At 66.9% G+C, this 25,337-nt stretch carries 23 protein-coding genes; 13 read left to right on the top strand and 10 right to left on the bottom strand.

Annotated elements, in window-relative coordinates:
• The 7 genes from EJ913_RS11145 to EJ913_RS11115 form a co-directional block, all read right to left on the bottom strand.
• Positions 1 to 1,161 carry a thiolase family protein gene (locus tag EJ913_RS11145; RefSeq protein ID WP_185909748.1) on the bottom strand — a complete coding sequence of 387 codons (1,161 nt, stop codon included), beginning with the start codon at positions 1,159 to 1,161 and terminating at the stop codon, positions 1 to 3.
• On the bottom strand, positions 1,158 to 1,997 hold the full coding sequence (locus EJ913_RS11140) for an IclR family transcriptional regulator (RefSeq protein ID WP_126997749.1): 840 nt from the start codon (positions 1,995 to 1,997) through the stop codon (positions 1,158 to 1,160). Before EJ913_RS11140 ends, EJ913_RS11145 begins: the two co-directional genes overlap by 4 nt.
• A gap of 217 nt (positions 1,998 to 2,214) precedes the next feature.
• Entirely contained in the window at positions 2,215 to 3,381 is a 1,167-nt protein-coding gene (locus EJ913_RS11135; RefSeq protein WP_126997747.1) for an iron-containing alcohol dehydrogenase, read from the bottom strand.
• Positions 3,382 to 3,434: 53 nt separating this feature from the next.
• A complete protein-coding gene (locus tag EJ913_RS11130; protein ID WP_126997745.1) occupies positions 3,435 to 4,157 on the bottom strand; it encodes an ABC transporter ATP-binding protein in 723 nt (240 codons plus the stop codon).
• Positions 4,150 to 5,946, bottom strand: coding sequence for a branched-chain amino acid ABC transporter ATP-binding protein/permease (locus EJ913_RS11125; RefSeq protein ID WP_126997743.1), 1,797 nt, complete (start codon positions 5,944 to 5,946; stop codon positions 4,150 to 4,152). The genes EJ913_RS11130 and EJ913_RS11125 overlap by 8 nt, the downstream gene beginning before the upstream one ends.
• 10 nt (positions 5,947 to 5,956) lie before the next feature.
• Positions 5,957 to 6,841, bottom strand: coding sequence for a branched-chain amino acid ABC transporter permease (locus EJ913_RS11120; RefSeq protein WP_126997741.1), 885 nt, complete (start codon positions 6,839 to 6,841; stop codon positions 5,957 to 5,959).
• Positions 6,842 to 7,023: 182 nt separating this feature from the next.
• The gene (locus tag EJ913_RS11115; protein WP_126997739.1) at positions 7,024 to 8,235 is read right to left on the bottom strand and encodes an ABC transporter substrate-binding protein; all 1,212 of its coding nucleotides are present in this window, start codon (positions 8,233 to 8,235) and stop codon (positions 7,024 to 7,026) included.
• Positions 8,236 to 8,573: 338 nt separating this feature from the next.
• Between EJ913_RS11115 and EJ913_RS11110 the strand changes: the two genes are divergently transcribed.
• The 13 genes from EJ913_RS11110 to EJ913_RS11050 all read left to right on the top strand — a co-directional run bounded on the left by EJ913_RS11110 (position 8,574) and on the right by EJ913_RS11050 (position 21,943).
• A complete protein-coding gene (locus tag EJ913_RS11110; RefSeq protein ID WP_126997737.1) occupies positions 8,574 to 9,572 on the top strand; it encodes a thiamine pyrophosphate-dependent dehydrogenase E1 component subunit alpha in 999 nt (332 codons plus the stop codon).
• A 6-nt stretch (positions 9,573 to 9,578) separates the two neighbouring features.
• Positions 9,579 to 10,553 carry an alpha-ketoacid dehydrogenase subunit beta gene (locus EJ913_RS11105; RefSeq protein ID WP_126997735.1) on the top strand — a complete coding sequence of 325 codons (975 nt, stop codon included), beginning with the start codon at positions 9,579 to 9,581 and terminating at the stop codon, positions 10,551 to 10,553.
• Positions 10,554 to 10,579: 26 nt separating this feature from the next.
• A complete protein-coding gene (locus EJ913_RS11100; protein WP_126997733.1) occupies positions 10,580 to 11,368 on the top strand; it encodes an enoyl-CoA hydratase/isomerase family protein in 789 nt (262 codons plus the stop codon).
• A gap of 3 nt (positions 11,369 to 11,371) precedes the next feature.
• The gene (locus EJ913_RS11095; protein WP_126997731.1) at positions 11,372 to 12,622 is read left to right on the top strand and encodes a dihydrolipoamide acetyltransferase family protein; all 1,251 of its coding nucleotides are present in this window, start codon (positions 11,372 to 11,374) and stop codon (positions 12,620 to 12,622) included.
• 18 nt (positions 12,623 to 12,640) lie between these two features.
• On the top strand, positions 12,641 to 13,813 hold the full coding sequence (locus tag EJ913_RS11090; RefSeq protein ID WP_126997729.1) for an acyl-CoA dehydrogenase family protein: 1,173 nt from the start codon (positions 12,641 to 12,643) through the stop codon (positions 13,811 to 13,813).
• A 52-nt stretch (positions 13,814 to 13,865) separates the two neighbouring features.
• The gene (locus EJ913_RS11085; protein WP_126997727.1) at positions 13,866 to 15,380 is read left to right on the top strand and encodes an AMP-binding protein; all 1,515 of its coding nucleotides are present in this window, start codon (positions 13,866 to 13,868) and stop codon (positions 15,378 to 15,380) included.
• Complete coding sequence (locus EJ913_RS11080; protein ID WP_126997725.1) at positions 15,377 to 16,741, top strand: MmgE/PrpD family protein; 1,365 nt, start codon at positions 15,377 to 15,379, stop codon at positions 16,739 to 16,741. The genes EJ913_RS11085 and EJ913_RS11080 overlap by 4 nt, the downstream gene beginning before the upstream one ends.
• 73 nt (positions 16,742 to 16,814) lie before the next feature.
• Entirely contained in the window at positions 16,815 to 17,447 is a 633-nt protein-coding gene (locus EJ913_RS11075; RefSeq protein ID WP_238519255.1) for a TetR/AcrR family transcriptional regulator, read from the top strand.
• A gap of 228 nt (positions 17,448 to 17,675) precedes the next feature.
• On the top strand, positions 17,676 to 18,392 hold the full coding sequence (locus tag EJ913_RS11070) for a class I SAM-dependent methyltransferase (RefSeq protein WP_185909747.1): 717 nt from the start codon (positions 17,676 to 17,678) through the stop codon (positions 18,390 to 18,392).
• A 239-nt stretch (positions 18,393 to 18,631) separates the two neighbouring features.
• Positions 18,632 to 19,423: a hypothetical protein gene (locus EJ913_RS11065; protein WP_126997720.1), complete on the top strand. Its 792-nt coding sequence runs from the start codon at positions 18,632 to 18,634 to the stop codon at positions 19,421 to 19,423.
• Positions 19,424 to 19,534: 111 nt separating this feature from the next.
• Positions 19,535 to 20,236: a WbqC family protein gene (locus EJ913_RS11060; protein WP_126997718.1), complete on the top strand. Its 702-nt coding sequence runs from the start codon at positions 19,535 to 19,537 to the stop codon at positions 20,234 to 20,236.
• 299 nt (positions 20,237 to 20,535) lie between these two features.
• Complete coding sequence (locus EJ913_RS11055; protein WP_126997716.1) at positions 20,536 to 21,120, top strand: hypothetical protein; 585 nt, start codon at positions 20,536 to 20,538, stop codon at positions 21,118 to 21,120.
• A 448-nt stretch (positions 21,121 to 21,568) separates the two neighbouring features.
• Complete coding sequence (locus tag EJ913_RS11050; RefSeq protein WP_126997714.1) at positions 21,569 to 21,943, top strand: hypothetical protein; 375 nt, start codon at positions 21,569 to 21,571, stop codon at positions 21,941 to 21,943.
• Positions 21,944 to 21,967: 24 nt separating this feature from the next.
• Here EJ913_RS11050 and EJ913_RS11045 read toward each other — a convergent pair whose 3' ends face one another.
• Genes EJ913_RS11045 through EJ913_RS11035 form a run of 3 tightly spaced genes read right to left on the bottom strand, consistent with a single transcriptional unit; the run spans position 21,968 to position 25,238 of the window.
• The gene (locus EJ913_RS11045) at positions 21,968 to 22,747 is read right to left on the bottom strand and encodes a class I SAM-dependent methyltransferase (protein ID WP_126997712.1); all 780 of its coding nucleotides are present in this window, start codon (positions 22,745 to 22,747) and stop codon (positions 21,968 to 21,970) included.
• A complete protein-coding gene (locus EJ913_RS11040) occupies positions 22,744 to 23,889 on the bottom strand; it encodes a choice-of-anchor Q domain-containing protein (RefSeq protein WP_211098928.1) in 1,146 nt (381 codons plus the stop codon). The genes EJ913_RS11045 and EJ913_RS11040 overlap by 4 nt, the downstream gene beginning before the upstream one ends.
• Positions 23,886 to 25,238 (bottom strand): O-antigen ligase family protein, encoded by a 1,353-nt coding sequence (locus EJ913_RS11035; RefSeq protein WP_126997710.1) that lies wholly within the window; start codon positions 25,236 to 25,238, stop codon positions 23,886 to 23,888. Before EJ913_RS11035 ends, EJ913_RS11040 begins: the two co-directional genes overlap by 4 nt.
• Positions 25,239 to 25,337: the final 99 nt, after the last annotated feature.

The raw sequence follows: 25,337 nt of genomic DNA, 5'->3' as shown, positions 1-25,337 counted from the left end.
TTACGCCCTCCCCAGGATCAGCGAGCAATGCGCCGACAGGATGCCGCCGTCGCCATGGACGAAGGCGGTTTCCGCCCCCGCCACCTGACGCCGGTCGGCCTCGCCGCGCAGTTGCCGCACCGCCTCGACGATGTGGAACATGCCCCCGGCGGCGCCGGAATGGGCGTAGGACAGCAGCCCGCCATGGGTGTTGCAGGGCAGGGTTCCGTCCAGATCCAGCGCGCCGTCGAGGATCGCCGGACCGGCCTCCCCCTTCGGGAAGAAGCCGATGGATTCCAGCTCGGCCAGCAGGGTGATGGTGAAGCTGTCGTAGATCTCGGCCACGTCGATGTCGGACGGCGTTAGCCCAGCCATGGCGAAGGCCTGCGCCGCCGATTGCCGGCAACCGAAATCGGTCAGCGACGGCATGGCGAAGACGTGCTCGTGCGTGTTCATCTGCCCGTAGCCGAGGATCGACACCGCACGGTCGCTGCGGTCGGCGGCGGCATCGACGGCGCTGACCACGACGGCGGCCCCACCGTCCGACACGAGGCAGCAATCGAACAGGCGCAACGGGTCTGCGATCATGCGGGCGGACAGCGCCTGCTCCATGGTCAGCGGGTCGCGGGCCTGGGCGTTGGGATGGCGGTGGGCGTGGCCGCGCTGGGTGACGGCAATGGCGGCGAGCTGCCGGGCGAAGTCGTCGGGGGCGGTGCCGCGCTCGTGCATCCAGCGCCGGGCGACCAGCGCGTAGGCCGCCGGGATGGACATCCCGTAGGGGCGTTCGAACTGTGGGTGCCCGACCTCGGCCAGCGCAGCGACGGCCCCGCCCCGCCCCAGCCCACTCAGCCGGTTGTCGGCGCAGACCGCCAGCACGTTGCGGCAGATCCCCGCCCGCACCAAGGCGGCGGCCTGCATCACCAGCGCGCAGGCGGTCGCCCCGCCGGCCTGGACGGCGGCGCTGTAGGACGGCGCGATGCCGAAATACTCGTTGAAGACCGACGACAGCATCAGATGCGGCTCGGCCAGCGAATAGGCGCAGAGCACGCCGTCGACGTCGCTCGGCCGGAGATTCGCGTCGGCCAGCGCGGCGGCCGCCGCCTCGGCGTGGAGCGCCATGCAGCTGACGCCCTCCAGCCGGCCGACGGCGGTATCGGCGACCCCGGCGATGACCGGCTTCATCGGGCGTTCTCCCGCTGGTGGTGAGGGGGAGAGGAGGCGCGAAAGGTCCCGGCCAACTGCCGGCCGATCCGCCGCGTGGTGTCGCGCAGGTCGGCGGCCATCGCCGCAACCCGCTCGTCGGAGAACTGCGCGGTCAGCCCGACCGCCGACAGCGCCAGGAACGGCGTGCCCCCGGCGTCGAGGATCGGGCTGGACACCGTCGTCACGCCACGCGTGAAGCCGTCGCGGTCCACCGCGTAACCGGCGACGCGCGCCTCCTCCACCTCGGCCAGGAACTGCTCGAAGGGGGGCGGGTTGTCCTGACGGATGGCGGCGTACTGACGCTTCATCGTGTCGGGCGAAAAGCCGGCGTGCGCCGCCATGCAGCGGCCGAGCGCGCCGACCAGCAGCGGCAGGCGGTGGCCGATGCGCATGTGGATCTGGATGGTCGAGGTCGTCTCCGCCCGGTCCACCAGCATGACGCGGGCGTCGCTGACCCGCAGCCATGCCGTCATCGGCGTCTGCCACGCCTGGGCCAGCCGCTCCAGCTCCGGGTGGATCAGCCGGGTGTAGCCGACCTGATCAAGGGCGCTGCCCGCCAGTTCCACCAGCCCGGCGCCCAGCCGGTAGGCCTTGCCGGCCTCCTCGAACTGGACGACGCGCTCGGCGACCAGGGTCTTGAGGATGTTGAAGCAGGTGCTGGGGTTCAGCCCCAGCGCGCGGGCGGTCTGGATGCTCGACACGGCGCCGTCCTGGGACGCCAGATAGCGCAGGATCGCCAGCGCACTGACCACCGCGCCGACCGGTTTGCCGGCATTGAGCGTCGAAATGTCCCGGTCCCGATCGTCTGCGTGCATGGCGCGCTTCCAATCTCTATAGAGAATTCTATTTTCTATGAAGATTGTGATTGCTCATAGTTTGGTAGTCAAACAAATAGTTTGTTTTGAGGATTGCTTGAAACGCATACCCCCATAGTCATTTCACAAGGCTGGTCCCAAAACGACGAAAGGCCCCGCCGGGCAGGCGGGGCCTTTCGCATCACGTACCGACCGAAGAGACAGGGAGGCGGGCTGTTTACCAAGCCAGTTCCAAGATTTCCCGGATGTCGGCCTCGCCGGTGATCGGGCGCGGGTTGCTGCGCACCATCATGTTCTGCATGGCCCCGGCGGCGATGGCGGCGAAATGCTCGCGCGTCACCCCAACCGCGCGCAGGCTGCCCGGCTGCCCCAGGTCGCGCACCAGACTGGCGACCGCCGCCGCCGCGTTGCCGTCCTCGCGCCCCAAGGCCCGCGCCACCAGCGCCTGACGCTCGGCGTTCACCGGATGGTTCCAGCGCAGCACGCTGGGCAGCATGACGCAGGAGCAATGGCCGTGCGGCACGTTGGCGACCGCGCCCAGCTGATGGCCGATGCCGTGGCTGGCTCCCCATTCCACCCGACCCAGCCCGGTCGAGGCCAGCCAGACGCCGAGCTGGCTGTCCAACCGGGCTTCGAGGTTGCCCGGCTCGGCTTGGTTGACGCGCAGGGAGCGCGCCAGCATGCCCAGCCCGTGCAGGCACGTCGCGTCGGTGAAGGGCTGCGGCTTGCGCGAACACACCGTCTCCACCGCGTGGTCGACGGCACGGATGCCGGTGGACAGCCACAGCCGGTCCGGCGTGTGGATTGTCACGGCAGGGTCGAGGATGACCACCTGACCGCCGATGTGCCGACCGGTGTAGAGGTCCTTCACCCGGCGTGTCACGTCGGTGGCGCCGCCGAGGTTGGAGAACTCGGCCCCCGACAGGGTGGTCGGCACGATGATCTGACGCAGCGGCGGGTCCTTCACCGCCGGGACGATGCGGCTGCCGTCCTCGGCGACGCGAATGCGCACGGTGTCGAAGCCGGCTTCGTCCCGGATGCCCTCGGCCAGCGCCACCAGCGCCACCTTCACCGTGTCCATCGGCGTGCCGCCGCCGACCGTGACGATCAGGTCCGGCTCAAGCCGCCGCACCTCGTCCGTCAAGGCGAGGACGGAGGCGCGGGGCACATGCTCGACGCAGGAATCGAACACCCCGATGCAACGGGTGCCCAGCGCGTCGCGGATGGCGGAGACCACGCCGGTCGAGCGGCTCAGGGTTCGGCTCGCCACGATCAGCAGGCGGCTCTTGCCCAGTCGGGCGGCGGTCTCCGCCACGGCCTCGGCCGCCGGACGGCCATAGATGACGCGGTCCTGCGCCAGGAACTCGTAGACGCCCGATTGCATGGCCGTTTCCTCCCCGGTTTTTGTTGGCTTCAGTGTAGACCGATTGCCCTCACTCATCCGCCCAGATAAGCCGCCGACAGCGTCGGATCGGCGGCGAGCGCGGCGGCCTCCCCGCTGCGCACCACCTGCCCGCGCCGCAGAACGCAGCCGGCGTGCGCCACGCGCAGCGCGATGGCCGCCACCTGCTCGCACAGGATGATCGTGGTCCGGCGCTCGCGGCAGACCGATTCGATGAAGCCGAAGATCTGCTGCACGATGACCGGCGCCAGCCCCAGCGACGGCTCGTCGAGCAGGAGGTAGCGCGGCTCGTGGATCAGCGCCGCCGACAGGATCACCATCTGCTGCTGCCCGCCCGACAGCATGCCGGCGGGGGTGTTGCGCCGCGCCGTCAGCATCGGGAACTGCTCGTAGACCCGGTCGGCCACCGTCTTGAAGCCGCCGCCCCGGTTGCGGAAATCCCAGGCGACCCGCAAATTCTCCTCCACCGACATGCGGTGGAACAGCCGGCGCCCCTCCAGCGCGTGGGACAGGCCGCGCCGCGCCCGCTCGTGCGGGGACAGTTTGGTGATGTCCTCGCCGTCGAGCGTGATGCGGCCGGCCGAGGCCGGGGCCAGCCCGGAGATCGCCTTCATCAGCGAGGATTTGCCGGCCCCGTTGGCGCCGAGGATCGCGGTGATGGTCCCCGGCTCGGCCCGCAGCGAGACGCCGCGCACCGCCTGGACCGGGCCGTAACGGACTTCGAGGCCCTGGATTTCCAAGCCTGTCTGGTCAGGCATGAACGCTCTCCCCCGGATGGGTTTCGGTGCCGAGATAGGCGGCGACCACGGCCGGGTCGCGGTACATGCCGGCCATGCCGCCCTGGTAGATGACCTTCCCGCTGTCCAGCACGACGACGCGGTCGACCAGTTCGTTGAGGAAGTCCATGTGGTGCTCGATCAGGATCACGCCGACGCCCTGCGCCTTGAGGTGGCGAATCAGCCCGCCCAGCTTGTGCAACTCGCCTTCCGACAAGCCGGCGGCGGGCTCGTCGAGCATGACGAGGCGCGGGTTCGCCAGGATCACGCGCGACAGTTCGGTCATGCGCTGGTCGCCGTAGGGCAGATCGCGCACCGGCGTGTCGGCGAGGTGCGACAGCCCGGCCATCGCCAGGATCGCTTCGGCCCGGCCCAGCATTTCGGCGTCCTCGCGCAGCGCGCCCGGCAGGTTCAGCGCCGCCGCCAGCGGGTTCTGTTGGTAGAGCCGGTGCCCGCCGAGCAGCACGTTCTCCCGCACCGTGAAGGACGGCACCAGACGCGGATCCTGGAAGGTCCGCAGCACGCCGCGCCGCGCCACCGCGTGGTCCGGCAACCCGGTGAGGGTGCCGTCGTCGAAGCGCACGACGCCGTCGCCCGGCCGGTAGATGCCGCTGATGATGTTGACCAGCGTGCTCTTGCCCGAGCCGTTCGGCCCGACCAGCCCGAGGATCTCGCCGGCCCCCAGCGTCACCGACGCGTTGTCCAGCGCGCGCAGACCGAGGAAGCTGATGGACACGCCCTCGGCGCTCAACAGCGGGCCGGTTCCGGTCGCGGTGTAAGGGACCGGCGGCGGGGGCGGCAGCGCCTCCACGTCCTTGGAGAAGCGCGGGCGCGGCAGCAGCAGACCGGCCAGACCGCGCGGCAGCAGCACGAAGGACAGCAGCAGGATCAGGCCGTAGACCATGAACTGGTACTCGGCGAAGACCTGGAGCTTTTCCGGCAGGTAGGTGAAGACGATGGCGCCCAGCACCGGCCCGGTCAGCGTGCCGAGCCCGCCGACCACCGCCATCACCAGCGCCTCGACCGAACGGTGCAGGCCAAAGGTCTCCGGCCCCAGATAGCCGACGAGATGCGCGTAGAAGCCGCCCGCCAATCCCGCCAGCGCCGCGCTGAGGGTGTAGGCGTTGCGCTTGGTCGCCGCGCGGGGGACGCCGATGCTGCCGGCGGCGACCTCGCTGACGTGGATGGCGAAGAAGGCGCGGCCGTAGGGGCTGGTGATGAAGTTCCGCAGCAGCCACACCACCCCGGCGACCACCGCCAGCGTGATCTGGAAATAGGCGACCGGGTCGATCCGCCAGCCGAACAGCATCAGCGTGCGCAAGCTTGGCGACGGCACGCCGCTCAAGCCCACGACGCCGCCGGTCAGCGAGGTCCACTCGCGCACCACCTCGTAGAAGATCATGCCGAAGCCGAGCGTCATCATGGCGAGGTAGAACTCGCGCACCCGCCCGGCGGCGAAGGACAGCAGCCAGCCGCCGGCCCCGCCCATCACCGCCCCGGCGACCAGCGCCAGCGGTAGGGGAAGCCCGAGATTCTTCATCAGCAGGGCGGAGCCATAGGCGCCGATGCCGAGAAAGCCCGCATGCCCCAGCGAGATCTGACCGGCGACGCCGGTCAGCACGTTGATGCTCTGGGCCAGCAGGACGTTGACCAGAAGGAAGGACCAGATCTGCACGGTGGAGCCGCTGGCGAATTCCGCCGCGACGCCGAGCGCCACGAGCAGCGCCGCGACCACCGGAGTCCGGGTGAGAAACGTGAGGGAGTTCCGCATCGCTGGCGCCTTACACTTTCGTGAATTCCTTGCGGCCGAACAGGCCCTGCGGGCGGATGGCGAGGATCACCATCAGGATGGCGAAGGCCATCCCATGTTCGGCCGCGGTGGAGACGTAGCCGCCGACCAGCTTCTCGATGACGCCGAGCGACACCCCGCCGACCAGCGCGCCGGCCGTGTTGCCCATGCCGCCGAACACCGCCGCGACGAAGCCCAGCACCATCAGGTTGAAGCCGAAGCCGGGATCGACCGTGCCGGTGATCTGGGCGACCATCACCCCGGCGATGCCGGCCAGCACGCCGCTGGCGACGAAGGACAGCACGATCACCCGGCGCACCGGGATGCCGGCCAGCGCCGCCGCGTCGGCGTCGTGCGACACCGCCCGCACCGCGCGTCCCCAGGCCGAGCGGCGCAGGAACAGCTCCATCGCCACCATCAGCGTCAGCGACAGGCCCAGCACCGCGAGGTACTGCGAGGACACCTGGACACCGGCCAGATCGACGAAGTCCAGGCTGTCGAAGACCAGCGAGGGAAAGGCGATGGCCTGCGAGCCGAAGACGGTCGAGACGAAGCCCTGGAGGAAGATTCCCAGCCCAAGCGTCGAGACCACCCAGCCCATGCTGTCGCCGGCCTTGAGCAGCGGGCGGATGGCGATCCGCTCCGCCACGATCATCAGCCCGCCGGCCAGCAGCACGCCGAGCAGCACCGCGAACGCGATCGGCATCCCCGCCCCCAGCAGCGCCACCGTGGCGACCGAGGCGGTCATCAGCAGCGACCCCTGACCGAAATTCAGCGTGCGCGTGGTCCAGAAGGTCAGCGACAGCCCCATGGCGATGAGCGCGTAGACCGCGCCGACGCAGACCCCGGAGAAGATGAGTTGCAGCACGAAATGCATGGCGTCGTCCTTGTCTGTCCCTCTCCCGCCCCGGGAGAGGGAGGGGACCCATGCGGCAGCATGGGGAGGGTGAGGGTCTATCGGGCGTGGGACTGAATCCATGTTCCGATAGCCCCTCACCCTTCCCACCGCTGCGCGGCGGGCCCCTTCCCTCTCCCGGGGGGCGGGAGAGGGAAACCCCGTCACTCCTTGACGATCTTCAGCGCGATCTTGTCGGCGGCCTTGGCGTACTCGAACATCGCCACGTCCTCGGGCGCGATGGCGTGGTGCTTGGCGGGGGAGAAGCTGTAGGTCGCGTTTACCCCGCGCAGGCCCTGGATGCCCTCGATGGCCGTGGCGATGGCCTTGGGGTCGGTCGAGTTGGCGCGCTTGATGCCCTCGAACAGCACGTCGGCGGCGTCGTAGGCGTTGCTGACCGACAGCGACATGAAGATCTGCGGGCGCTGCGGGTCGTTGCCCCACCAGCGGTCGGCGCCGTATTTCGCCTTGTAGGCGTCGGCGAAGCCCTGCGCCGCCGGGTTCAGCGTGTCCTCGCCGAAGACGTAGACCATCGACCCGCGCGTGCCGACCACCAGATCGCCAGCCGCCTCCTGATAGGGGATCGACAGCGCGCCGTTCGAGGCCACCAGCGGCACCTTGTAGTTCAGCCGCGCCATGGTGCGGCGGATCACCGCCAGATCGGCGCCCAGCCCGACGCAGACCACAACGTCGGCCCCGGCCCGTTGCAGGCGGGCGATCTGCGCCGTCACGTCCTGGGTGCGCTGGTTGTAGGATTCGACCGCCACCGGGGCGATCGACCCGGCCGCCACCAGTTCCTTGTCGATCATGTCCGCGCCGGACATGCCGTAGGCGGTGGATTCGTGGACCAGGCCGGGCATCTTGAAATGCTTGGCGACGTAGCGGGCGAGCACCGTCGATTCGACGTCGTTCTGGAGCGCGAAGGAGAAGACGTTCGGGCGCGGCTTGCCGGGCGTCGGGTAGGTGACGGTCGGGGTCTGCGCCACCGGGTTCATGTAGGGGCGCCCGTCGGCGGCGGCCATCTCGATCACCGCCAGGGTTGGGCCGCTGCCAGCCGGACCGATGATGCCGACCAGATCCTTGTTGTCGAGCAGGCGGCGCATGTTCTGCACCGCGCGGTCGGGAACGAGCTGGTCGTCGAGCAGCATCGCCAGCTCGACCTTCTTCCCGTTGATGCCACCCTTGGCGTTCCACTTTTCGATGGCGAGCTCGACGCCGCGCCGCCCGCCCTCGCCGTATTCGTTGTAGGGGCCGGTGAGGGCCGAGGTCATGCCGATCTTGATGCTGTCCTGCGCGGCGGCGGTGCCGACCGAGAGGGCGATGGTGGCGGTCAGGGCGGCGGCCCCGATCAGGCCGATGACGGAACGGCGGTGCATGGCGGTCCTTCCTCCCAGAAATGAACTATGAGTCATTTTTCATGGAGAATGTATCTTGGGCGAACTGTGGGTGCAACGGCATAATTGAAGAATTTGCGGCTGCCCCCTCCCTCACCCTCCCCCGCCGCGCGGGAGAGGGAACTGCCGCAACTTCGCAAAACACAGTCTCTATAAGGATCAGCAGCCTGCACATCCCCCTCTCCCGCGCAGCGGGGGAGGGTTGGGGAGGGGCAATCGCAAGCTCCTAAAAACAGCCGCTTGACTGAAACATGAATCGTAGTTCATTGTTTGCTCAACAAGCGGAGCATCTCCGCGACAAGACGCGAAGGGAGGCACCCATGCCGTCATCCGCCCCACGCAACGACCCCTTCCCGCCCGACCGGCTGCTGGCGCTCCACCGCACCATGCAGTTGATCCGCGCAACCGAGACCACCCTGTCCAAGCTGTTCGCCGACAGCGAGATCCCCGGCTTCATCCACCTCAGCGTCGGGCAGGAAGCCGTGGCCGCCGGGGTGATCGGGGCGCTGGCCCCCCAGGACACCTTCGCCACCACCCATCGCGGCCACGGCCATGTGCTGGCGCGCGGCGTGGCGCTCGACCTCTTCTTCAAGGAGATCATGGGGCGGGCCGGCGGCATCTGCGGCGGGCGCGGCGGCTCCATGCACGTCGCCGACCTGACGCTCGGCGTGCTGGGGGCCAACGGCATCGTCGGCGCCGGGCTGCCGCTCGCCACCGGCAGCGCGCTGGCCCACCAGACGCGGCGCAGCGGCGGCGTCGCGGTCGCCTTCTTCGGCGACGGCGCCATGGCGGAGGGCGCGCTGCACGAATGCCTGAACATGGCGGCGCTGTGGCGGCTGCCAATGGTCTTCGTCTGCGAGAACAACGGCTGGTCGGAATTCTCGCCGACCTCGCGCCAGTTCGCCGCGACGCTCGACAAGCTCGGCGCCGCCTTCGGCATCCCGCACCGCCAAGTCGATGGCAACGACCTCGCCGCCGTGGCGCAGGCCGCGACCGAGGTGGTGGAGGCCGCGCGCAGCGATGGCCCGCGCATTCTGGAATGCATCACCACCCGCTGGCACGGCCATTTCGAGGGCGACCCGCAGCGCTACCGCAACGCCGACGAGATCGCCGGCCTGCCGGAGAACGACCCGCTGCGCCGCTCCGCCGAGGCGCTGCTCGCCGCCGGGATCGAGGAACAGGATCTGGCCGCCCTGGTCGCCTCGGTGGATTCCGACATCGCCGTCGCGCTGGAGGCCGCCCGCGCCGACGCCCTGCCCGACTTCGATGCCGCCTTCCGCGACGTCTACACGCCAACCACGCTCACCGCCGGGGCCTGAAGTCTCATGTCGAAGCCGTTGCGCTATGTGAACGCCATCGCCCAGGCCCTGTCCGACGCGATGGCGGCGGACCCCTCGGTGATGCTCTTCGGCGAGGACGTCGCCGCCGCCGGCGGTCCGTTCAAGGCGACCCGTGGTCTGCTCGACACCCACGGGCCGGAGCGGGTGCGCGACACGCCGATCTCCGAGGCCTCCATCGTCGGCGCCGCCGTCGGCGCCGCGCTGACCGGGATGCGGCCGGTGGTCGAGATCATGTTCATGGATTTCGTGGCGCTCGCCATGGACGCCGTCGTCAATCAGGCGGCCAAGGCGCGCTTCATGTTCGGCGGGCAGTGCAGCGTGCCGATGGTGCTGCGCACGCCGCACGGCGGGGGCCTGAACGCCGGGCCGCAGCATTCGCAATGCCTGGAGGCGTGGTTCGCCCACATCCCCGGCCTGCGCGTCGTCTGCCCGGCCACCGTCGCCGACGCCTATTCCCTGCTGCGCGCGTCCATCGAGGCGCCCGACCCGGTGGTGTTCGTCGAGAACAAGGCGCTCTACGCGCTCCAGGGCGACCTCGACGTCGACGCCCCGCGCGGCATCGGCAAGGCCAGGATCGACCGGCCGGGCCGCCACGCCACCATCGTCACCTACGGCGCCACGCTCTACGCCGCCCGCGCCGCCGCCGACCGGCTGGCGCAGGACGGCGTCGAGGCGGAGATCGTCGACCTGCGCTGGATCCAGCCCTGGGACGAGGAGGCCGTCTTCGCCTCGGTCGCCAAGACCCACCGGGTGGTGATCGCGCACGAGGCGGTGCAGGCCTTCGGCGTCGGCGCGGAGATCGCCGCGCGCATCGCGTCGGACCTGTTCGACGAGTTGGACGCCCCGGTGCTGCGCGTGGGCGCGCCCTTCATGCCCATCCCCTTCGCGAAATCGCTCGAAGCGGCCTATCTGCCCGACGCCGACCGGATCGTCGCGGCGGTCAAGGACACGCTCGCCTGACGGCCCCACGGGAGGAAACGACCATCATGACCGACAACACCGCCATCCTGACGACCCGCGACGGCGCCGTGGGGACCATCACCATCAACCGCCCGGACACGCTCAACGCGCTGAACATCCCGACGCTGCTGGAACTGGAACGGGCGCTGACCGAACTGGAGGCCGACGACGGCGTCCACGTCATCGTCGTGACCGGGGCCGGGGAACGCGCTTTCGTGGCCGGCGGCGACATCGCCGACCTCGACAGCCGCCAGGGGCTGGCCCATTACCTGGACTTCGCCGAGGTCATCCACCGGGTGTTCCGCCGCTTCGAGACCTGCGACAAGCCGACCGTCGCCGCCGTCAACGGCTGGGCGTTGGGCGGCGGGACGGAACTGCTGCTGTCGCTCGACGTCCGCATCGCCGCCGAGACCGCCAAGTTCGGCCTGCCCGAGATCAACCTCGGCCTGTTCCCCGGCGCCGGCGGTACCCAGCGCATCCTGCGCCAGATCCCGTCCTGCCGGGCGCGTGAGCTGGTCTTCACCGGCGACCAATTCACCGCCGCCGAGGCCGTGGCCTGGGGCCTGATCAACCGCGCCGTGCCCAAGGCCGATCTGATGGCCGAAGCGATGGCAACCGCCACCAAGATCGCCGCCAAGTCGCCGCTGATCCTCAAGATGATCAAGCGCACGCTGCGCCACGGCGCGGAGATGCCGCTGGGCGCGGCGCTGGCCTACGAGCAGGCGATGATCGGGCTGGTGCTCGACACCGAGGATTCGCACGAGGGGTGCCGCGCCTTCCTGGAGAAGCGCAAGGCCGCCTTCACGGGGCGCTGACCGATGGTCCGTGATCTGGTGATGCCCAAGCTGGGGCTGACGATGACCGAGGGGGTGCTCGCCGAATGGCGGGTGTCTCCCGGCCAGCCCTTCAAGACCGGCGACGTGCTGGTCGTGGTCGAAACCGACAAGATCGCCTCGGAGGTCGAGGCCGACAGCGACGGCGTGCTGATCGAAACCACCATCCCCGTCGGCGAGACGGTGGCGGTCGGCACCCCCATCGCCCGCTGGTCGGCGGACGGCTCGGGCGCGGCACCCGCGCCGGTGAACGGCACGGCCTCGCCGGCGGTCGAAGCTCCCGCGCCACCCGCGAAGGCCGCTCCGAAGACCGGCCCCCTGCCCGCCCCGCTCCGCGACGGCGAGCGCGTCCTCTCGACGCCGCTGGCCCGCCGCCGCGCCCAGGATCTCGGCGTCGATCTCACGACCCTCACCGGCAGCGGCCCACGCGGCCGCATCAAGATGGCCGACGTCGAGGCGGCGGCGCAGCGACCGGTATCCACGCCGGCCCCGGTGTCGGAACCGGCCCTCTCCCCCGTCGCCGCACTGGCGGGCGAGCGCTCGAAGCCCACCACCATGCAGGCGACCATCGCCCGCCGCCTGACCGCCGCCAAGCGCGACGTGCCGCATTTCTACCTCGCCGCCGAGGCCGAGGTGTCGGAGTTGATGGCCCTGCGCGAAAAGCTGAACGCCGACGCCGAACCGGGCAGCCCCCGCGTCTCGATGACCCATCTTGTGCTGGCCGCCGTCGGCCGGGCGCTCGCCGCGACGCCGGATGTGGACCGCGTGTGGGACGATTCCACCCCCGGCGGCGAGATCCTGTCGCTCGGCCGGGGCGACATCGGCATGGCGGTGGACACCCCGCGCGGGCTGGTCGCCCCGGTGCTGCGGGGGGGGGCCCGTCTGCCGCTCGACCGGCTGGCGCGCGACGCGGCGGCGCTGACCGAGCGCGCCCGCAATGGCCGGCTGAGCGCGGAGGATTTCGAGGGCGGCGCCATCACCGTGTCGAACGCCGGCATGCACAACGTCACCTTCATGACCTCGATCATCAACCCCGGCCAGTCGAGCATCCTCGGCGTCGGCAGCGTCCGGTCGGTGTTCCGCCCCGACGAGTCGGGCGCCCCGGTGCTGAAACGTGAACTCGGCCTCGTCCTGTCGGCCGACCACCGGCTGTTCGACGGCGTCGCCGCGCTGGCCTTCCTCAACCGCATCATCGCCGGGCTGGAGCGGCCGTTGCGCCTGCTTCGCACCGCCTGACCTGGAAAAGAGACTCCCATGGATTTCCAGCTTTCCGAAGAACAGCGCCTGATGATCGAGACGGCGTCGCGCGTCGGCGCCGAGTTCGGCCTCGACTACTGGCGCGAGCAGGACGCAAAGAAGAGCTTCCCCACCGAGGCCTGGGAAGGGATCTGCGCGGCCGGCCTCGGCGGCGTCTCCCTGCCCGAGGAGTATGGCGGCTCGGGCCTGGGCATGCTCGACATGGCGCTGGTGATCGAGGCGCTGTCGGCGGCCGGCGGCGGCGCCACGCTCGCCCAGCTGTTCATGATCAACCCGATCTTCGGCGGCGTGGCGCTGGCGAAGTACGGCACGCAAAAGCAGAAGGACGCGATGCTGCCCGCCCTGATCGAGGGCAAGCTGAACTTCTGCATGGCGCTGACCGAGCCGAACGCCGGCTCCAACAGCCTGGAGATCCGGACCTTCGCCCACGCCGACGGCGACGGCTGGCGCCTGAAGGGCCAGAAGATCTGGATCACCGCCGTGCCCGACGCCCACAAGATGCTGGTCGTCGCCCGCACCACCCGGTTGGAGGAGGCTGGGCGCCGCACCGCCGGCATCAGCCTGTTCCTGATCGACGTGGACCGCGCGGGACTGACCCATCAGGCCATCGACAAGGTAGGCACCCACACGCTGGCGTCGAGCACGGTGTTTTTCGACGACGTGCGGGTCGAGCCGGACGAGTTGATCGGCACGCTCGACCAAGGCTGGCACCAACTGCTCGACGTGCTGAACACCGAGCGGATCGTCACCACCGCCGGTCTGGTCGGCGCCGGCACCCTGGCGATCCGGCTGGGCGTCGATTACGCCAAGGACCGCAAGGTGTTCGGCGACAAGCCGGTGGCCTCCTACCAGGGCGTCCAGTTCCCGCTGGCCCAGGCCCACGCCGAGCTGCAATGCGCCCGGCTGATGAACCTGAAGGCCGCGACGCTGTGCGACCAGGGCCAGCCCTACGGCAGCGAGGCCAACATCGCCAAGCTGATCGCCGCGCAAGCCGCCGGACAGGCCATCGAGCGCTCGATGCAGGCGATGGGCGGCATGGGCTACGCCAAGGAATACCACGTCGAGCGGCTGTGGCGCGACGCGCGGCTGTTCCGCTTCGCGCCGGTGTCGGAAGAGATGGTGCTGAACTTCATCGCCATGCACGATCTCGGCATGCCGAAATCCTATTGAGCGAAGCCGGCGGACAACGCCGGACGCACAGATTCCGAGGGAGGGTGACAACGTGGTGAATCTCAGCGCCTTCATCCGCTTCCACGCGCTGCGCACGCCGGACCGGCTGGCGCTGGTCTACGGCGACCAGCGGATCACCTACGCCGGGTTCCTCGACCGCATCGAACGCATGGCCGGCTTCCTGCACGGACGCGGCGTGCGCGAGGGCGAGGTGGTGGCGGTGCTGATGAAGAACAGCGCGGCCTTCCTGGAGATCGCCTTCGCGGCCAGCCACATCGGCGCGGTGTTCCTGCCGATCAACTACCGGCTGGCCGCCGCCGAGGTGTCCTTCATCACCGGCAACGCCGGGGCGGTGCTGGTCTTCGCCGACACCGAACTGGCGGCGGCGGTGGAGGGCGACCCGCGCGCCGTGCTGGTGGATACGGCGGCCCAGTCGGACGGGCGCGTCCTTGCCGGAACCGCGGGTCCGATGCCGCCGATGCGGGTGCGCGGCACGCAGGATCTGTTCCGGCTGATGTACACCTCGGGCACCACCGACCACCCCAAGGGGGTCATGCATTCCTACGAGAACTTCTATTGGAAATGCATGGACCACGTGACGGCGCTGGGGCTGTCGGCGCAGGACCGGCTGCTGGCGGTCGGGCCGATGTACCATGTCGGCGCCTTCGACCTGCCGGGCGTGGCGGTGCTGTGGCAGGGCGGCATGATCTGCGTCCTGCGCGACTTCGACCCCGACGCCGTGCTGGCCGCCATCGAGCGGGAAAAGCTGACCGGCGCGTGGTTCGCCCCCGTCATGGTCGGCCGCGTGCTGTCCCATCCGGAGCGCGGGCGCTACGACGTCTCCAGCCTGAAATGGGCGGTCGGCGGCGGCGAGCGCACCCCCGAACAGCGCATCCGCGACTTCACCGGCCTGTTCGCCAACGCGCGTTACGTCGACGGCTACGGCCTGACCGAGAGCTGCAGCGGCGACACCCTGATGGAGGCCGGCCGCGAGATCGAGAAGATCGGCTCGACCGGCCGGGCGCTCGCCCATGTCGAGATCACGATCCGCGACGAAGCCGGCACCGCGCTTCCTCCTGGCGAGGCGGGCGAAATCTGCCTGCGCGGCCCGAAGATCACCAAGGGCTACTGGAAGGATCCGGAAAAGACCGCGCGCAGCTTCTTCGGCGACTGGTTCCGCACCGGCGACGTCGGCTATCTGGATGCGGACGGCTTCCTGTTCCTGACCGACCGCAAGAAGGACATGATCATCAGCGGCGGCGAGAACATCGCCTCCTCGGAGATCGAGCGCGTCATTTTCCTGCTGCCGCAGGTCGTCGAGGTCGCCGTCATCGCCGTCCCCGACGAGCGCTGGGGCGAGGTGCCCGCCGCCGTGGTCGTCCTGAAGGAGGGCGAGAGCCTGGACGCCGAGGCGCTGGACCGCCACTGCCGCCAACACCTCGCCAGCTTCAAGGTCCCCAAGCGCCTGCTGGTCCGCGAGGCCCTGCCGCGCAACCCGTCCGGCAAGGTGCTGAAGCGGATCCTGCGCGACGAACTCATCCCCGCCTCGCAGGAGGACACGCCGTGACCGCTCCCGACACCCTGGCCTCCGCCATCGCCCGTTTCGTCGCCGGTCTGACCCTGGACGGCCTGCCGCCCGACGTGGTGGAGAAGGCGCGGGTCTGCCTGCTGAACGGCTACGGCATCGCGCTCGGCGGGCACGACACGCCCTACGCTCCGGTGGCGCGGGCGGCGGCGCTGGCCTTGCACGGCGAGCGGCACGACGGCGCCACCATGCTGGGCGATGGACGCCTCACCAGCGTGCCCGGCGCGGCCTTGGCCGGGTCGGCGCTGTTCCACGGCCGCGCCCAGGAGGACACCTGCGGCGCCGCCCACATCGGCGCGATCCTGATCCCGCTGCTGACCGCCATGGTCGAGGCCGGAGAGGGGCCGGTGGAGCGCCTGCTGCCGGCCTTGGTCGCCGGCTACGAGGCCGGCGGGCTGCTGGAAACCGCCTATTCGCCGCTGACCACGCCGGCCGGGCTGCGCGCCTCGCCGCTCTACGGCACCGTCGCGGCGGCGGCGGCGGCGGCCTATCTGCTGGATCTGCCCGAGGACCGCATCGCGGCGGCGCTCGCCAACGCCGCGTCCTTCACCGGCGGGCTCCTGCAATCCTTCGACGACGGCACCGACGAGTGGCGCTATCAGGTCGGCGTCGCCGCCGTCAACGGGCTGACGGCGGCGCAGTTGGCGGCGAACGGCTCCGTCTCCGCCCCACGAGCGTTCGAGGGGCGGACCGGCTTCGTCCGCGCCTTCGCCCGCACCGGCTGCGACGTGGCGGCGCTGAGCGCAAAGCTTGGAACGGTCTGGTCGATCCGCCGCGTCACTTTCAAGCCCTACCCGGTCTGCGCCTTCAACCAGACGCCGGTCACCGCCGCCTTGGCCCTGCGGGACGAGTTGGCAGGCCGCGCCGTCCGCGCCGTGACCGTGCGCATGAACCCCTTCGAGACCGGCTACGCCGGGATGGATTTCAAGGGGCCGTTCGCCAGCATTTCCGGCACGCTGATGAGCATCCCGTTCTGCATCGCGCTGACGCTGCTGCGCGGCGTGCCGACCATGCGGACGATGACCCGCTACGACGACGCGGCGGTCAACGCCCTGGTCACCCGCGTCGATCTGATCGCGGACAAGAGCGTCGCCCGCCTGTGCTGCGCCATCGAGGCGACGCTGGAGGACGGCACGGTCCTGACCCGGCGGCAGGACATGACAACCGACGATTTCTCCTTCTCCTGGGACGAGGTCGCCGCGCTGGTCCGCCGCATCGGGGGCGAAACCGGGGTGCCGGCCGAGGCCTACGACCGGATCGAAGGCTTCGCCCGCGCCCTGCCCCGCGCGGACATCGCCGAACCCTTGGCCGCCTTCGCCTGTTTGCCGAAGGCGGCGCGCTAGTTTTTCTCGTCAAGCGGTCGGAGTCCGTCTAAATCCGGACTTACAAGCAAAGGCGGACACAGGTATGGCGGGCATGGCGACGGGTCGGACGGCGGTGGGGAAGAAGACCAGGATGCAGCGGTCGGAGGAGGTCCGGGACACGCTGTTCCAGGCCGCCGCCGAGGTTGTCGGCGAGTACGGCTACATCGACGCCTCGATCACCCGGATCACCCAGCGGGCCAATCTGGCGCAGGGGACCTTTTACAACTACTTCGCCTCGCGCCAGGAGATCTTCGACGAGCTGCTGCCGGTGCTGGGCGCCAAGATGCTGGCCCACATCCGCCAGCAGGCCGGCGGCGCCAAGACCTTCCTGGAAAAGGAGGAGCTGTCGTTCCGCGCCTTCTTCTCCTTCCTCAAGCGGATGCCCTATTTCCTACGCATCCTGAACGAGGCGGAGATCTTCGCGCCCAAGGCGCACCGCCAGCATTTCCGCAACATCACCGCCGGCTACCTGCGGTTCCTCCAGAACGCCCGCAAGAACGGCGAGATCGCCGCGCTGACCGACGAGGCGCTGGAGCCGCTGGTCTACATGCTGATCGCCAGCCGGGGCTATCTCGCCCTGCGCTACACCGACGAGAATGGGGTGGTCAACCTGCCGGAGGAGGCGGTGACGGTCTATCTCCAGCTTCTGGGCGATGGGCTGACCCAACGGGCTCCCAAAGGCTGAACAGGCTGGTCGATTTCACCAGCGTGGAAACCTGCCCAGCCGGACCGGGCCACCTCGCCGCAATAAAGTCGCATAACAAAGGGAATGCCATGTCTTTCGCATTCACCTTCGGAAAGTGAATGCACTCCTTATGCACTGCGCGCTCCTGATTTTGCGCCGGACATTGCCGGACGCTGCCGCGTTATCCTGACGATGCATAAGACAGGCGCCAGAGACAGGAAGGTCACGATGCTTTCCGTAAAAATTCCGAAACCAATGGAACACATCTCAATAAATAAATTTTTCGATCTCGGCCGATCCCTGAACAACTGGGGTTCCCGGGCCGCGCATGAAGAGAAATTGTCCTGGAGGTATTTGGAGGCAGGCTCGCGCATTCTCGATGTCGCCTGTGGCATCGGCAACTTCATCAGTGTCCATCCAAACAAAACCGTTGGAATCGACATCAACGAAGAAAGCATCAAGCATTGTCGGACACGCGGATACGATGCCCGCCTGGGCAACGCCCTGGACCTGCCGTTCGATGACAACATCTTCGATGGCGTCCACTCCGCACATGTTATGCATGCGTTCAGTTCGCAGCAGGCGATCCGCTATCTCTCGGAACTCATCCGTGTCGTGCGCCCTCAAGGCACCATCGTCATTTCAAATCTCTGCGACCCGGAGACCATCTTCAATTACCCCGAGGTGTCGAGACCTTACCCTCCAGAAGCCCTGTTTCGTATGCTCCATGCGTCGACGAGCCCGAAATCAAGGGTGGGAACGGAAATCGCCGGGGCCAGATTCCATGCGATCCACTTTCGCCGCCCTCCCCTTGTCCAGTTCCGGTTCGTCGGATCGGAGTGGATGTGGCATGCGGCCACTGTGCTGAATTCTTTGCAATACGGTTGCCATCTTCGCAAAGCCTGGGCTTTTGAGGGCTACACCATCGTCCTGACAAAAAATTGACGGCTCGACAGGCACGGGAAGATTTTTTCCATCGGGCTGGACCAGCACCGCTCCCTCAATTGTCTTTTCGGAAACAACCGATCCCGCTCCTTGATCGTCAGAATCAAAAATGTTATGCTATTGCCGAAATCGCCCATAATAAGAAAATGAAATATGGAAGGGCGATGTTGGTGAACGCAAACCGGCGTTCCGATGACTTCGGCGATGTGAGACGGCAATCGACTGAACGGGATCCGATCATGAGCAAACCACAGGGCTATCCTCCATGCGCAACGATGCTGAGGGCGCTGGACCGCACCGCTTTCGGAGAGGAGACGTTTCGAGGCATTCTTTCCAATGCTCTTGACAGAGGTTACCGCTTTGCCAGATTCGATGATCCAGACTTCCTATCTGAACAAGGCGACTCCCCCGTTCTCTATATCCGCCACGATGTGGATATTTCGCCAAACATGGCTTTTCGCCTTGGAAAGATTGAAAATGAATGGAACATCTCCAGTAACTTTTTCTTTCAATTCGATGCGGAAACCTATTCTTTCTTCGGATCGGACACACTGACCATTGTTCGCGCCTTAAGGAACATGGGGCATTGCGTCGGCCTGCACATCGATGAGCGTTTGCTGGGCTCCGACAAGCACGCCATCCGGCGCACCTTTGACTGGGTGAACGAGCACATCGTCACGATCGATCCCGTGGTCAGCTTCCACCGCCCGACTCCGGCGGTGCTCGGCCGGCGTTATGAAGGCTTCTTGAGCACCTATGACGACCGCGTGTTCGACATCAAGTGCTACTTGTCCGACTCCCGCCGGAGCTTGGCTTTCCACGAGACCTTGACGGAGTGGATCAAGGATGGCCGGCCACGGATCCAGTTGCTGCTGCATCCGGAATGGTGGTGCGAGGTTTCCTGCATGGACGAATTTTGGGACCTGTTGAGCAGCCGCCGGGCTGACCAGCTTCGTCGCTATATGCTCGACAACTTCCCGAAGGTGTTCAGCGGGATTGTGAACCACGAGAACGGAACCCACAAAATATAGGCCCGTGGGTCATTCGGCCTGTCATCGCGGCCACGTGACCTGCCGCTCGCGGGAACATCCACGCGCCAGCCGGGGAAACGTCGGGATCCGCAACGGACAGGGAAACGCGCCATGAAAATCGCCATCCACCAACCGAATTATTTTCCATGGCTTGGCTATTTTGCCAAGATGGCGCAATCCGATGTTTTCATCTTTCTTGATGATGCGCAGTTGCCGCAAGGCCGCAGCTATGTCCACCGGACAAGGATCCTCGCGGACGGTGGCGGCTTTTGGATGTCCGCCCCCGTCCGGCGAGAGCGTCTCCAGGCGATCAGGGACGTGCGTTTCGCCGAGGACGGTTGGCGCCGACGTCATCGGGCCATGCTGTTTCACACCTATCGGCAGGCGCCTTTCTTCGAACCGGTCATGGCTCTGTTGGACCCCCTCTTCTCGCTGGAGACCGACAGCCTCAGCCGCTTCAACATGCACGCGGTGTCTCGGCTGGCCGATTACCTGGACATACCCTGCCGCTGTGAGGTCGCCAGCTCCTACGGCGTGACGTCGAACAGCGACGACCGCTTGATCGACCTCGTCCGGGCGGTGGGAGGCGCCGTCTACATCTCCGGCGAAGGCGGACAGAATTACCAGCACATTGGAAAATTCGAGGCGGCCGGCATCGAGCTTCGCGTGTGCTCGTACAAGCCCAGACCATATCCGCAAGTCCAGAACGGATTCGTCGCCGGCCTCAGCGTCCTGGACGCACTGTTCAATCTCGGCCCCGACGCACGGCACCAGTTGACCTACGCAGCCGAGGAAACCTGCCCGTCCGTCTGATCGAAACGCTGATTTTTCTTTGCCAAAGGATTTTGGCAATGGAAAAGAAGATGGCTTGCCATCCAGTTTTGTGTCATCTGACGAGATGGGTCATCCACATCCGACCGGTTCGAAACGCTGGGGTAAGACGATTGCGCGCAAGCATTCCTCCGATGGCCCCGCCAGGGAGTTCTTAAGCGTGTACGCTCGATTCCCATATGTGAAGAACCGAGAGGGAGGAGTGACTGCCGGAGCGGTGCACCCCGATGTCGCGCGACGGATCGTCGGGGTTTGATAACTTTCCTTGGACTTCGAGAACGATGGCAAAGCGACAGGAAAAGGGAAAGATCCCGCATACGGAATGGCCGGAGATCCGGACACGCTACGCGGCGGGCGAATCGCTCGCAAGCATCGCCCGGACCTACGGCTGCACCGGACCGGCCATCCGCTACATCGTCAACCGCCCGACGCAGGCGGACGGAGCGTCCGACGTCACCCCCCCGGCCCCGCCGCCAGCCAGTCCCGCTGTCGAGCCCCCAGAAACGGCGAGGCGGGCGGACGCGACCGGCGGAGGGCCGGCGACCAAAACCGAAACGCCCGCCGCCGCACAGGCTGACCGCCCCCACAGCGTGCCGGGTGACCGAGCCGGAACGGTCAGCATCGACGCCGACCTGCGTTGGCGCGTCAGCAGTGAAATTGCATCGTTTCTGACTGTTTTCGATTCTTTCCTGATGGAAAGCTCCTCGGAAAGCTACGACGATCTGCTTGGCGCGACCGATCGTCTGATGCGGGTCGCTGCCCGAATCCGGATCGAACTGGAACGCTCCCGCACGTCTCATCAGCGTGTCGAACCGGAACCGCCACCGCGCCCCTCGGTCCGCCGGGCGCGTTCCCGGGTCACTTGAACCTCGAAAAAGTTGCGTACGGATCGGCGATGACAAAGCCAACGGGAGGTTCCGGGCCTGAGCGGGAGACGGAACCGCCTGCGCGCTATCTCAATCGAAATGGCTAGAATAAAATATTAGCAAATCGGAATGGCTAAATAGAACGCGCAACCCTCATCCGTCCGCTGAAATATTATTCCGTATTGCGAACTGTTCTTCTCTCAAACATTTCAATAAGCTGTTGCAGCGTGAAGGCATTACAGACCAGCATAAATGTTATTTTTCTGTCAATATAACTGCATTTATTCATTGAAAACTATGGGAGATTCTTTGAATTACCTCAGTAAAACTTATGGATGCGTTTAAATAACCAAAGAAAACGACGGCAATGCCTATGATCATACTTTTCGATTGATGCCCACGGATCGCCTAGGAATGAAAAGATCAATGCGGTTCCGGAGACCAGGTGATGCACATCAACGATTCGATGCGGACCGCGCGCGGCGCTTCCAACCCCATCGGCCCCGGCGGCTTGGTGAACGCTTGTTTGCGTGGCGTTTCCGTGGCGGAAGCCGAGCAGATTCTTGCCAAGGTTTGGCAACGCATTGAGGAGCATGGCGCCGAGACTCCGAACCTGCGGTTCGATTTCGGACGCGACGGGCAGATCGACATCGGATTTTCCTTTCCCAACCCGACCATTGCCGCTCTTATCCTGGGCGACCTGACCTCCTCCGGTTTTCCCGGCCTTCAGAAGGAAACCGCGCGAACGGGCCATGAGCGCAACGGCTACAGGGAAATGGCGGGCCTCGGCGGCCACCGCTGCGGCCCGCCCGACTGGTCATAGACGGGACGGGCAACCCGCCGTCCGCTACCGACACGCCGTGGTGGGACGGGCGGCCAAGGCCGGTCGCGTCGTGCGCTGGCCGTCTTTCCGGATCACCGTTGCGATGACCGCACGGTCGTTGATTCCGGCGTGGCGCAGCAGAAGCCGGTCGATCCCATGGATGGCGTCGTTCACGGCCTCCAGCGCTTGCCAGTCACGGGAGAACAGGAAGCGCAAGGCGCCGATGTTCAGGAATCCAAATCCCCGCGTTTCAAAGGAAAGCCCGGAAAAAGCCCTTTGGATGTCCGCCTGCGTGAAATAGGTCCAACGATTCCGACCGGCCCCGAACGTCCGGGAAAGCTTGGCGAAGGGCGCGACGCGGCCATTGTCGATGGTCAGGATGACGCCGCCGTCCGTAAGATGGTCCATGAGTCCGTCGATCACCGCCCGCACATTTTCGCTTTCGTCGCCTCGGCAGATGCCGCCCAGGACCGATTTCAAGACGATGATGTCGTAGACGCCCCGGACCGCGTGGATGTCCACCTCGATCACCGAAATGCCCCCGATGCCATGCCTTTCCGAAACGACGCGCAACTGGCCGCTTTCGACGTCCTGCCTCGCCTGTCCGTAATAGGAGCAGGAGACGGTCGCCCCAAGCTTGGCAAAGGCCGGAGCAAGGCACGAATACTTGCCGGCTCCGATCTCCAGCACCGTCCGGCCGTGCAGGTCGTCCGGCACGGCCGACAACGCGAAGGCCACCGCATCGGCCCAGGTCCGCCGGTTCCAGCCGCAGCAGTCTTCGATGAGAGGACGAAGATCGTTCATTGGGCCCTTCCGGATGTCGCTGGTTGCCTTATCGAGGACTGTCGGTCCGACGCCTCACGGCTTTCCGCCACGCGTTCATGAGCGCCGACGTCGATGCTTTTTCCCTGTGGTCGCGGCACGCCACGGACGTCCGTTGCCGGCGCGCTCTCGGAGATGCCGGCATCGACCGCCGGCGAGCCTGCGGTGAGACGGTAGTCGCCGCCGCCCAGCTTCCGGTAGTTCACGAATCCCGGATCGGCGCCGATCGAACCGGACGCCTTCCCGGTCCGCAGCCGCCAGTCCGAACGGTTGCCGTAGACCAGATTGTTCGAATAGCTGTTGTGGAAACCGAGCTCGCCATGCTCCTCGATGCCCTTGCGGTTGTCGTAGACGATGTTGTTCGATACCTGCGAATGATCGTGCGGAGCGTCGCCATGGTAATGGTCGCCGGCCCCGATCATGATTCCGGCACCGCGCGCCTGGAACACCGTGTTGTTGACGATGATCAGATCGGTCGCATCGTGCCAGCTGGTGACGCCGTCGCCGGCGATCTGGTAGACGAGGTTGTTCTGCACCAGCCCGCTGGTCGCCATGTAGACGCCGTGCACCAGCCCGCTGCTTCGTTTGGCCGGTCCGATGTCGTAGACCTCGTTGCCGATCACCGTCATGTTGGTGCCGCCGGCCCAGCCGTCGGCCATGATGCCGGCGCCGCCTTGGCCGGTGTCGGCCACCTTCATCGCCGCCGTGCTGCGGGCGATGTCGTGCACCTTCATGTTCCGCACCACCGAATTCGATCCGGCGGTGTACAGGCCGAACAGCCAGGGCTTGCCGCCTCCGGCCACGCTGCCGTCGATCTCGAAACCGTCGATGACGACGTTGGAGCCACGGTTGTCCCACGCCTCGTGGCCGCCGCCGGAACCCGGCACGATCCTGGCGCCCCACTTCACGTCCGAGACGTAGCGGATCGGTGCGTTCACCGTGCCGCTGGCCGTGGTCTGGAAACCGCCACGGTAGGTGCCTGGCGCCACATGCACCGTGGTGCCGGGTCTGGCGACCTGCGAGGCCTTCAGGATGCTCTGGAACGGCCGATCGACGGTCCCGGGGTTGGAGTCCGAACCCTTGGCCGAGGAAACATGCAAGGCGACAATCAGTTCGGCCATCATGCCGCCCTCCCTTGCCCTGATAGGGCGGATCGGTCCGAATGGCGCAGCCCGATGGCGAGCGCCAGCAAGGCGAAGTAGATCCGGTTGTCTCCCAGATAGCCCTCCACGCTGAGGTGGGAGACGAAGTCGGTGACGAACTTCAGCACGATGGCCATGTCGATCCAGCCGCAAACCGGATCCCGGACAACCCGGAAACAGACGAAAAGGGCGATGATCTGGGTGGGGATGAACAGCACGGCCCCCACCAGCCCCATCTCCATCAGCACCTCCAGCAGCAGATTGTGCGGGTAGTCCAGCACGCTGTACTGGAGGCGGAACTCTCCCATGCCCCATCCGAACAAAGGCTGCTCCAGCCAGCGCCGGAACGCCAGATCCCGCCCGGCGGACCGCACGTCGAGCGACGAGGTGCTCTCGTTGGAGAGTTGCAGGGACAGGCGTTCGATCGTGTAGAGCTCCTCGGAGGCTGCGGCGAAGCCCTTGACGGCCACCAGCGCCCCGTAGCCCACCCAGGCCAGGACGGCCAGCACCAGCAGCAGCAGGGCGAGCCGCCGAACACCCGCCCCCAGACGGCGGAGGTTCAGGAACAGCGCCGCTCCCGCCAGCGGGATGCCCAGCAACGAAAAGACGAGAGGCCCACGGGCGCCGATGAACGCCAGCAGGAAGAGCGACGCGACCCCGCCGGCGATCCCCGCGGCCAGCCACCGGCGCGGCCCGTAAACGGTCAGCGCAAGGCAGCCGTAGAACACGTAGGCGGCGTGGGTGCCGTATTCGAGGTAGTTGTTGCCCCGGATGCGCCCGGTGTTCTCCAACTCGTAGATGTCGATGCCCACGACCCAGCGGAAATAAGCGTAGTAGAGCAGAAGCGCGCCGCTGAACGCGATCATCAGCAGCACCATCCGCTCCCGCCGCTCCTGTTCCTGCGCCAGTACGCTGGCCAGGAAATAGCCGCTGACGCTGACCATGACGAAGCGCCACGCCTTGTCGACGTTCTTCGGTTCCAGGCTCGACCAATAGACGCTGACGAAACCATAGGCGCAGAAGGCCAGCATGAGCAGGCCGGGCGCGTCCAGCGGCATCGGCTTCAGTTGACCCATGGCGCATTTGTGGACGATGAGGCCAAGCGTCAGGACGAAGAACAGCAGCGTCGGATCGACGGGAAAGCTTTGGAATTCGGGCAGCGCCTTGTAGCGCCCGGCGACGAGGAACAGAATGAAGCTCGTCTCGATGGAGAACAGGACATCGAGGACGCCGAACCGCTGGCCGCTGCGACGTTCGGGGCCAAGTTCGGGGCCGAACGTGCGATCCCCAAGACCTTGATCCCCAACCCTCTGGTTCAACGGCACGTGCATCGTCGTATCCGCTCCTCCGGTCAACCGACCGGGCACCGTGCATTTTCATTATCTTATTGATACCCGATCGCAAACAAAAGGCCATCGCGAAAAAGGATC

It is taken from the genome of Azospirillum doebereinerae, from assembly GCF_003989665.1.
GTDB classification, from domain to species: Bacteria; Pseudomonadota; Alphaproteobacteria; order Azospirillales; family Azospirillaceae; genus Azospirillum; species Azospirillum doebereinerae.
Note: the sequence above shows the minus strand (reverse complement) of the source record. Positions and strands in the feature narration are given on the sequence as shown.

What these genes read in the sequence shown, in the direction of transcription:
- EJ913_RS11050 (WP_126997714.1), top strand. Translation starts at nt 21,569, where the DNA reads ATGCACATCAACGATTCGATGCGGACCGCGCGCGGCGCTTCCAACCCC.
- EJ913_RS11105 (WP_126997735.1), top strand. Translation starts at nt 9,579, where the DNA reads ATGTCGAAGCCGTTGCGCTATGTGAACGCCATCGCCCAGGCCCTGTCC.
- EJ913_RS11055 (WP_126997716.1), top strand. Translation starts at nt 20,536, where the DNA reads ATGGCAAAGCGACAGGAAAAGGGAAAGATCCCGCATACGGAATGGCCG.
- EJ913_RS11095 (WP_126997731.1), top strand. Translation starts at nt 11,372, where the DNA reads ATGGTCCGTGATCTGGTGATGCCCAAGCTGGGGCTGACGATGACCGAG.
- EJ913_RS11145 (WP_185909748.1), bottom strand. Translation starts at nt 1,161, where the DNA reads ATGAAGCCGGTCATCGCCGGGGTCGCCGATACCGCCGTCGGCCGGCTG.
- EJ913_RS11130 (WP_126997745.1), bottom strand. Translation starts at nt 4,157, where the DNA reads ATGCCTGACCAGACAGGCTTGGAAATCCAGGGCCTCGAAGTCCGTTAC.
- EJ913_RS11065 (WP_126997720.1), top strand. Translation starts at nt 18,632, where the DNA reads ATGAGCAAACCACAGGGCTATCCTCCATGCGCAACGATGCTGAGGGCG.
- EJ913_RS11110 (WP_126997737.1), top strand. Translation starts at nt 8,574, where the DNA reads ATGCCGTCATCCGCCCCACGCAACGACCCCTTCCCGCCCGACCGGCTG.
- EJ913_RS11140 (WP_126997749.1), bottom strand. Translation starts at nt 1,997, where the DNA reads ATGCACGCAGACGATCGGGACCGGGACATTTCGACGCTCAATGCCGGC.
- EJ913_RS11090 (WP_126997729.1), top strand. Translation starts at nt 12,641, where the DNA reads ATGGATTTCCAGCTTTCCGAAGAACAGCGCCTGATGATCGAGACGGCG.
- EJ913_RS11070 (WP_185909747.1), top strand. Translation starts at nt 17,676, where the DNA reads ATGCTTTCCGTAAAAATTCCGAAACCAATGGAACACATCTCAATAAAT.
- EJ913_RS11035 (WP_126997710.1), bottom strand. Translation starts at nt 25,238, where the DNA reads ATGCACGTGCCGTTGAACCAGAGGGTTGGGGATCAAGGTCTTGGGGAT.
- EJ913_RS11040 (WP_211098928.1), bottom strand. Translation starts at nt 23,889, where the DNA reads ATGATGGCCGAACTGATTGTCGCCTTGCATGTTTCCTCGGCCAAGGGT.
- EJ913_RS11100 (WP_126997733.1), top strand. Translation starts at nt 10,580, where the DNA reads ATGACCGACAACACCGCCATCCTGACGACCCGCGACGGCGCCGTGGGG.
- EJ913_RS11115 (WP_126997739.1), bottom strand. Translation starts at nt 8,235, where the DNA reads ATGCACCGCCGTTCCGTCATCGGCCTGATCGGGGCCGCCGCCCTGACC.
- EJ913_RS11075 (WP_238519255.1), top strand. Translation starts at nt 16,815, where the DNA reads ATGGCGACGGGTCGGACGGCGGTGGGGAAGAAGACCAGGATGCAGCGG.
- EJ913_RS11060 (WP_126997718.1), top strand. Translation starts at nt 19,535, where the DNA reads ATGAAAATCGCCATCCACCAACCGAATTATTTTCCATGGCTTGGCTAT.
- EJ913_RS11120 (WP_126997741.1), bottom strand. Translation starts at nt 6,841, where the DNA reads ATGCATTTCGTGCTGCAACTCATCTTCTCCGGGGTCTGCGTCGGCGCG.
- EJ913_RS11045 (WP_126997712.1), bottom strand. Translation starts at nt 22,747, where the DNA reads ATGAACGATCTTCGTCCTCTCATCGAAGACTGCTGCGGCTGGAACCGG.
- EJ913_RS11135 (WP_126997747.1), bottom strand. Translation starts at nt 3,381, where the DNA reads ATGCAATCGGGCGTCTACGAGTTCCTGGCGCAGGACCGCGTCATCTAT.
- EJ913_RS11125 (WP_126997743.1), bottom strand. Translation starts at nt 5,946, where the DNA reads ATGCGGAACTCCCTCACGTTTCTCACCCGGACTCCGGTGGTCGCGGCG.